Genomic DNA, 7,380 nt, shown 5'->3' with positions numbered 1-7,380 from the left:
TGCTGCACTTACATCAAATGCCCACACTTATCGACTGTTAATTGTTAAAGAACGGTATTCGGTACTGCTTATTTACTACTCTCGCGCTATCGACAAAGCGTTGTGTTTGTCAGCTGCTAAGAAGGAAGAGTATGAAGCATTTCAGCACAATCGTCAACTCCTTCTTTTACTGCCCAGCCCCGGAAGACTGTCCCTTTTGTGCCGCAAACTAGTGCGCCTCATTGGGGAGGCGAACTATAGCAAAGCCGCCCATGGGCGGCAAGCTTTATTTCAGCAATTCGGCCACCGCCATGCCTACATCGGTCGTACTGGCGTTGCCGCCCATGTCGGGTGTACGTGGCCCATGCTCGAGTACCTGCTCAATGGCGCGCACAATCGCGTCATGCGCCGCCGTGTAATTGGCGTCGCCATTACCGAGGAAGTCCAGCATCATGGCGCCCGACCAGATCATGCCGATCGGGTTAGCGATATTCTGGCCGTAGATATCGGGGGCGGAACCGTGTACCGGCTCAAACACGGAAGGGAAGGTGCGCTCCGGATTGATATTGGCCGAAGGCGCGATGGCAATCGTGCCCGTACAGGCCGGGCCCAGGTCGGACAGGATGTCGCCAAACAGATTCGAAGCCACCACCACGTCAAAGCGCTCGGGACTCAATACAAAGCGGGCCGCCAGGATGTCGATATGATATTTATCCCAGCGGACATCGGGAAAGCTCGGGCCCATCGCTTCCACCCGCTCATCCCAATACGGCATGCTGATGGCAATGCCATTCGACTTGGTGGCCGATGTCAGGTGTTTTTTAGGTCGGCTTTGCGCCAGCTCAAACGCATACTTCAGGATGCGGTCGACGCCCTTGCGCGTAAACACGGATTCCTGCAGCACCGTCTCGCGTTCCGTCCCTTCGAACATGCGCCCGCCAACGGACGAATATTCTCCTTCCGTATTTTCACGCACCACATAAAAGTCGATATCGCCAGGCTTTTTATTTGCTAGCGGGCAAGGTACGCCGGGCATCAAGCGCACGGGACGCAAGTTGACGTATGCATCAAACTCACGCCGAAATTTTAGTAAGGAACCCCATAAGGAGATGTGGTCAGGCACCTTGTCTGGCCAGCCCACGGCACCAAAATAGATGGCGTCGAAATCCCTGAGTTGGGCAAACCAGTCAGAGGGCATCATTTGACCATGCTCGAGGTAGTAGTCGCAATTGGCCCATGCCATCGTCGTGAACTGCAGGTCGATATTGAAACGGCGGGCGGCCGCTTCAATCACACGCAAGCCCTCCGGCATAACTTCATTGCCGATGCCGTCACCAGCGATGACCGCGACTTTATGTGTGTTCATTGGAAACCCTGTTGGAAATAGACGATGGAAGCCCGTATTTACATCTGCTGCGCCACGTCCGAGTACAGACGCGCCAGCACATCGGCAGTGATCGCCGTGATGATGGGCTGCACACGTTCGGCCGCCAGTTCATGGGACTTCTCGCGGCGCACCTCTTTCCACAACTCATCCAATGCACCCTCATGGCGCGCTACCGCCTGCTCGACCTCATCTTGCCAAAATGCTGGTGCCTCGCCTTCCACAAAGTTGCCGCGGCCACGGCCAAAGTGCGCCACCGCCAAATAACGCAACACGCCCGCCACGACCAAGGTACGCAGGAAGGCATCCGTAAATTGCATGGTGGGCTCGTTCCGGTCCGTGCCGGAATTAAAACCCCAGGCTGCACCCGCAAACGTCAGTGCCCCGACCACGCCGCCAAGCAAGGCGCCCGTGCCCAGGGTCAGGCCGCCGGAAATCAGGTCGGCCGACAAGCCCGTCGCAGCACCGGAAATCATGGCGCCCAATAGCCCCGCTTGCGCCTTGTCGATCGGCGCGCGCACGGCGAAATTATCGCGCAACCGCGCATTGATCTTATGCGCATCGGTAGGGTCGAGTTTGTGCAAGATCAACAGTTCACGCGTGGTGACACCGCTGTGCGTATTGAGCCGCGCCACCAGGCTGGCCATCGCCTTTTCCTGCCGTTGCTGCTGTGCATTTTTGCCTATGCCTACGACCTGCAAAGCCGATTTCAGCAAGCCCTTGGAGACGGGCTCGATGGCTTCGAGATCCTGGGCTGCCACCGCCAGCTGCGTGGCCAGCAAGTGCATGGCCTGCTGGAAACGCGCCGTATTCTGCGCTCGCCAGGTAGCAAACAAACGCGCATAACCAGCTTGCTGCGACTGCGGCAACAACTTACCCACGGCTTCGTAAAACACGCGCTCATGTACCCAGCAGCGGGCAAAGGCATCGAGCGCCAAAACGTCGCGCACGATGGGATACTGCTGCAAATGCTCGCGCCAGCGCGCCTGCTCGCCGTGTTCCTCATTGCCCGGACGTGGCGGCCCCATCTGATTGAGCAAGACCACCACCGGCTTATCCAGCCATTCGAGGATTTTCATTTCCGCCGGCAAGTAACCCGCATCCCTGGGATGCTCCGAGGAATTCACCAAATACAGCACCACATCGGCTGCGTCCTTGGCCGTGCGCAGCGCTTGCTGGCTCAGCCAGAACGGGCGATCGCGATAACGGTCCAGCACTTCGCGCAGGAACCAGCCGATGGGATTGCCGGACTGCCCCAGGCGCTTGAGCAGGCGCACGGAATCGCCAAAGCCGGGCGTATCCCACAGTTGCAAGGCATCGCCCTGTGGCGTCGCCAGCAAGGTATGCGATTCCGCAAACACGGTGACGTGAGCGGCGTCGCGCACTTCGCCGATATCCACGCCCACCAGGGTGCGCGCCAGGGTGGTCTTGCCATTATTCGTATGCGAAATCAGCGCAAACTGAATCTGCACCGCATCATCCTGAACATCTTTATTCACATTCACACTCATGCTGCTGCCGATACTTTCAAGCCGACACCGGCATCGAGCGGGTGCAAGGCAGGATTAAGCAAATTGACCAGGGTGGCCGGGGTTTGATGGAACAGGCAAAACTGTTGCCACAAGGCGACTCTTTCCGCCAAACGGGTGGCATTATCCACCTGCTCGCCAGCACGCTCCAGATAGCTGGACTCATCGATCAGGACGGCGATACCGCGTGCCGACGATTGCACCAGGTAATCGAGGAAGGCGCCGTGATTTTCCTTCTCCGGCGTCGCCGTCAGATTGAACAGCACGGCCGTGATATTGACTTGCGGATCATTCAAGTCGGTGCCGCGCAAGACCTCCTGCGGCTCTTCGCCATACGACGTCGATGGACGCAGCATCATGCGTCCCTGCTCGCCAAACAGCATGATGGACAGCTGGCCCAAGCCTTTGTGGCGCGCCTCATCGACAGTAAAGCTGTATGGCAAGACACGCAGCATGCCGCCCGTGGCCACGCCGATGCTTTCATTGAGCTTGCGGAAGTACGGTTGATCGAGATCCAGCGGAAAGTGCTTTGCCAGGCGCGCGGCGCGCCAATTGTTGACCAGGGCCAGGATCAGGCGAGGAACGACCACCAGCAGGAAAATCGTTACCGCATACAAATGCACCCAGCGCGCGCCGCCTTCCACGGTCGTCGTTTGCGGAAAACGCAGCGCTTCGATTTCCGCCAGCGAAAAACCTTGCAAATGAAACAGGGCGATGGCCGGTGCGAACAAAGTCGACAGCAGGCTGTGCACTTGGCTGGCATTCAGAAAGGTGCTCTCCCAGCCAGCCGCGTATTGCGACAGGAAGCCCCGCGCATACAGCGAGGCGACGGCGCCGATAGCAAACATGGCGGCGCTCAGGTGGATGGTACGGCCCAGGCGCGCGGCCGTCAGCTTGGCGCTCAGGTGCGCCCATTCCCCCATGAAACTGAGCAAGCCCGAGGACAAGGCATGCGGCAGTTTGCGCGGCAAGGCCAGGCGGCCCACGCTCAGGTGGCGCACCAGCCCCGCTTTCGGCCAGCCGAGAGAGTGCGAGGGGATGCATAGCCAGATCAGCAAACCCAGGTAAACCAGTACATTCCAGGCGATGATCAGCAGCAAGGGCGCCGACAGCAGGTCGACGCGATGCGGATCGGTGATGCGGTCGAGCCCGGCCCCCAGCAGCAGGGCCAGCAATGGCAAGGTCAGCGCCAGGGTCCTCATGCCGCTGCGCCGCTTCGCGAAGGCCGCGAAGGCGGGTATGCGCTCAGTGATGCGCTTGATGATCAGCTCGGAGCGCTGCTGCAGGAAGTCGTCCCCCGTGACTTCGGCCTGCTTGCCCGAAGCTTGCCATTGCGCAAGCTCACGCGCACTGCGGCTGGCATACATGCGGTCATCCTCGCTGAGGACTTCTTTTTTCTGGTCGGCCGTTTCGATAGCCCGGACCAATACCACTTCTCTCGCAATCTGCTCGTTCATGGCGCTCCTGTTTTTATATGAACCGACAACTTGACAGGCAGATTGTGACGTACTTTTGTATTTCAGGCCAACGCGTCCTCGGTCCGGAACAAGTTATGCAGCAGATATATCAGGAAAGAGGCGATCCAGGCAGACCACAACGTATGCGTGAAAAATTGCGTACCTTGCAACTGTTGCTGCCAGCCTGCAGACAAACCGCACAGCAGCATGACACCGGCGAGCAGAAGCGCCGTGCGTGGCCGTGCCGGCAGACAGAACAATGGCAAGGCTAGCATCCACCAGGCAGTGTTCGCCTGGGTGGCGGGCAGGCAAGCCATGGCAGACGCACTGGCGGGCAATGTTTCCAGCATCCGCGCATACGGTTCCAGTCCGCCATAGCGCAGCAAATCCGTAGGACAGGGCACATCGCTGAAGGATGAGAGCAAATAGATGCTTGGCGGCACGAAGACGACCGACAAGGCCACGACACGCAAGGCACTGCGGCGTGATGCAAGCCAGTCCAACGGGCGCAAGGTATCCCAGACGGCCAAGCCGATCACGGCGGCACCAAGCAAGGTCATGCCAAACTGAAAACTGCCCGCCAACGCGCTGTCAGCACCGGCAAATTGCCCACGTGCCCCGTCGAACATGCTGTCGGCGAGCGCCAGGTCGAGATTGCTGTAATTGCCGATCCAGAGGATCAGCATGGCCGATAGCATCAGAACGCTATCGATGCCTTTGGGAGTTTTAACGAGTTTAAGCTTGGCCAGCATGGGTGCACACATTACTTGAAGAGATGAAAGGGAGAGGCCGCACAGGACGGCAACCATGGAAGTCATCGTACAGTGTCAATATGAAGAGAACATGACGCTGCCCGCTGTGCACAACACGGACGATGCAATACGCGTTTCCAGAATCAGCTTACAAGTATCAGCATGAATTACGCGTCAACAGGACGTTAAGTTTTCGTTAAGTGCTCGCAAAAAGCCGGCTTAAATGAAATCAATCCGCAGCATGGTGCCACCAGCGGGGCGAACATTGAACGCCAGCTCCGCGCCCAGATACAGGCAGATGCGCTGAACCAAACCCAGCCCCAAGCCTGTGCCGGATGAGCCGCCCAGATTGGCCGGTATGGGTTGATGCAAGAGGCGCGCGCGCGCCGCTTCCGGCAAACCTGGCCCCGTGTCCTCAACGATCAGCCCACGTCCGGCCAGGCGCACGATCACTTCACCCTGCAAGGTGTACTGGCAGGCGTTGCGCACCAGGTTGCCAATGGCGGCCGCCAGCAATTCACGCGGGGCGTTGACCAGAAAATCTTCGCCGCCCGCAAACACGAGAGTAAGCGGCTTTCCGGCCGTATACGATTGACAGCGCAGGCATTCCTGGCGAGCCAGTTCCGCCAAGGAGAGTGACGCGCACTCCAGCAACTCGGGGGCGCGTGCCAGGCGCAGCAGCACCGTCACGGAATCGCTCGCCTCACGCGCAGCCCGATAGATACGCTCGGAGGCGGAGCGCACCAGCGGTTCATGTGCGCCTTGCTCCATCAGAATTTCCGCCGCCCCCGTGATCACGGTCAGCGGCGTGCGCAGCTCATGGCTGACATCGCCCGTAAAAAAGCGCTCTCGGTCAAGAACTTCGGTCAACTCCGTCGTACGTGCAGCAAAAGCGCGCGCCAGTATTCCCAATTCATCGGCACTGTCCTGCAGTGGCAGGGCCGCCTGGCCGGCCTTGACGGCCTGCGTCAACGACATGATCGGCGTGATCAAGCGATTGGCGATGAAGGCGCCCAGCAGCGAAGCACAAATCAGGAAACCGATAAAGCCAAGCGCAAACATGCTGTACACCACCAACTCGATCTTTTCATATTCAGTGGCATGATCGATGACAACGAATTCGCCATGCACATCGCTGCCGACCAGCACGTGCAAATCGACGCCGTCGACGGTTTTCTCGTGCATGCCGGGTGCCAGGCCACGCAAGGGCAGCGGGGTCTCCTCGGCGTGATGAAAGCTCAAACCGGCCGGCATCTCGACAGACAAACCGGCCGCATGCCTGGGTGAAGCCCAGGCCGCCACTTCTTTCAGGCGCTCGTCAACCAGGCGTACTTCGATGCCCTCGACGGCGATGGCGGCGATAATGGCAAAAAAGACGCTCGCCACCGCGGCGAACAGCAGGTAGGCGACGATGATGCGCCGCTTCAACGATTTAAATGGGCGCATCGCTACTCAGTAATTTATAGCCGATGCCAGGAATGGTGCGCAGCATGGGAAAGGCATATGGTTTGTCGAGCACTTGCCGCAGCGCATGGATATGCGTGCGCAGGGCATCGCTGTCAGGCCGGTCATCGCCCCAGACTTCATGCTCGAGCATCTCGCGCGGCACCAGCTTGGGCGCTTCGCTCATCAGGCATTTCAGGATAATGTAACCGGTCTTGGTCAAAATCAATGCTTGGCCGGCGCGCCGGACTTCGAATTTTTCAGTATCAAAACGCAGCTCGCCCACCGCCAGCACGGCGGCGGCCGTCGTTTGCCCGCGCGCGCGGCGCAGCAAGGCTTTCAGGCGGATTTCCAATTCCAGTAGCGAGAATGGCTTGACCAAATAATCATCGGCGCCACTATCAAAACCGGCGACCTTGTCTTGCAGGGTATCGCGCGCCGTCAGCATCAGCACTGGCGTGCTATTTTTTAATTCAGCGCGCAGCTTCCGACACAGCTCCAGGCCCGTCAGGCCGGGTAGCATGACATCGAGCACCAGCACATCGTAATCATGCTGGGCCAGCAAGGCCAGGCCGGCATAACCATTCATGGCCGAATCGAGCACATGGCCCTTCGGCTCCAGATAAGCGTAGAGATTGGCGAGAATATCGGGGTTGTCTTCAATGATCAGAATGCGCATACCGCCATTGTAGGGTGAATTTCGCCGCATCAAACGAAACCATCAGACGAAAAAAAACCCCACCATTGCTGGCGGGGTTTTTCTCTACTACGAATAACAAGCCTGACGATAACCTACTTTCACACTGGTTGCAGCACTATCATCGGCGCAAAGTTGT

Annotated in this window: 6 protein-coding genes; all 6 read right to left on the bottom strand. The window is 58.6% G+C overall.

All coding sequences use genetic code 11. The features are described from left to right. Positions 1-265: 265 nt before the first annotated feature. The 6 genes from ACQ4W7_RS29015 to ACQ4W7_RS28990 all read right to left on the bottom strand — a co-directional run bounded on the left by ACQ4W7_RS29015 (position 266) and on the right by ACQ4W7_RS28990 (position 7,223). Positions 266-1,345, bottom strand: coding sequence for a tartrate dehydrogenase (locus tag ACQ4W7_RS29015; protein ID WP_426075165.1), 1,080 nt, complete (start codon positions 1,343-1,345; stop codon positions 266-268). A 38-nt stretch (positions 1,346-1,383) separates the two neighbouring features. Continuing rightward, positions 1,384-2,874 (bottom strand): DUF3482 domain-containing protein, encoded by a 1,491-nt coding sequence (locus ACQ4W7_RS29010; RefSeq protein ID WP_436535184.1) that lies wholly within the window; start codon positions 2,872-2,874, stop codon positions 1,384-1,386. Beyond that, positions 2,871-4,349, bottom strand: coding sequence for a DUF2868 domain-containing protein (locus ACQ4W7_RS29005; protein WP_436535182.1), 1,479 nt, complete (start codon positions 4,347-4,349; stop codon positions 2,871-2,873). Before ACQ4W7_RS29005 ends, ACQ4W7_RS29010 begins: the two co-directional genes overlap by 4 nt. Before the next feature lie 62 nt (positions 4,350-4,411). Next, a complete protein-coding gene (locus ACQ4W7_RS29000; protein WP_436535180.1) occupies positions 4,412-5,101 on the bottom strand; it encodes a phosphatase PAP2 family protein in 690 nt (229 codons plus the stop codon). Positions 5,102-5,320: 219 nt separating this feature from the next. Next, positions 5,321-6,547, bottom strand: a complete 1,227-nt coding sequence (locus ACQ4W7_RS28995; RefSeq protein WP_426075169.1) for a sensor histidine kinase — start codon at positions 6,545-6,547, stop codon at positions 5,321-5,323. After that, positions 6,534-7,223 (bottom strand): response regulator transcription factor, encoded by a 690-nt coding sequence (locus ACQ4W7_RS28990; protein WP_426075170.1) that lies wholly within the window; start codon positions 7,221-7,223, stop codon positions 6,534-6,536. The genes ACQ4W7_RS28995 and ACQ4W7_RS28990 overlap by 14 nt, the downstream gene beginning before the upstream one ends. Between the last annotated feature and the right edge of the window lie 157 nt (positions 7,224-7,380).

The sequence above is a fragment of the Janthinobacterium algoris genome, assembly GCF_051380935.1.
Lineage (GTDB): Bacteria > Pseudomonadota > Gammaproteobacteria > Burkholderiales > Burkholderiaceae_D > Janthinobacterium.
The sequence above is the reverse complement of the archived record's forward strand: the minus strand, read 5'-3'. Positions and strand labels throughout refer to the sequence as shown.

Coding starts and splice junctions, on each gene's coding strand:
- ACQ4W7_RS29015 (WP_426075165.1), bottom strand. CDS start 1,345: ATGAACACACATAAAGTCGCGGTCATCGCTGGTGACGGCATCGGCAAT.
- ACQ4W7_RS29010 (WP_436535184.1), bottom strand. CDS start 2,874: ATGAGTGTGAATGTGAATAAAGATGTTCAGGATGATGCGGTGCAGATT.
- ACQ4W7_RS29005 (WP_436535182.1), bottom strand. CDS start 4,349: ATGAACGAGCAGATTGCGAGAGAAGTGGTATTGGTCCGGGCTATCGAA.
- ACQ4W7_RS29000 (WP_436535180.1), bottom strand. CDS start 5,101: ATGCTGGCCAAGCTTAAACTCGTTAAAACTCCCAAAGGCATCGATAGC.
- ACQ4W7_RS28995 (WP_426075169.1), bottom strand. CDS start 6,547: ATGCGCCCATTTAAATCGTTGAAGCGGCGCATCATCGTCGCCTACCTG.
- ACQ4W7_RS28990 (WP_426075170.1), bottom strand. CDS start 7,223: ATGCGCATTCTGATCATTGAAGACAACCCCGATATTCTCGCCAATCTC.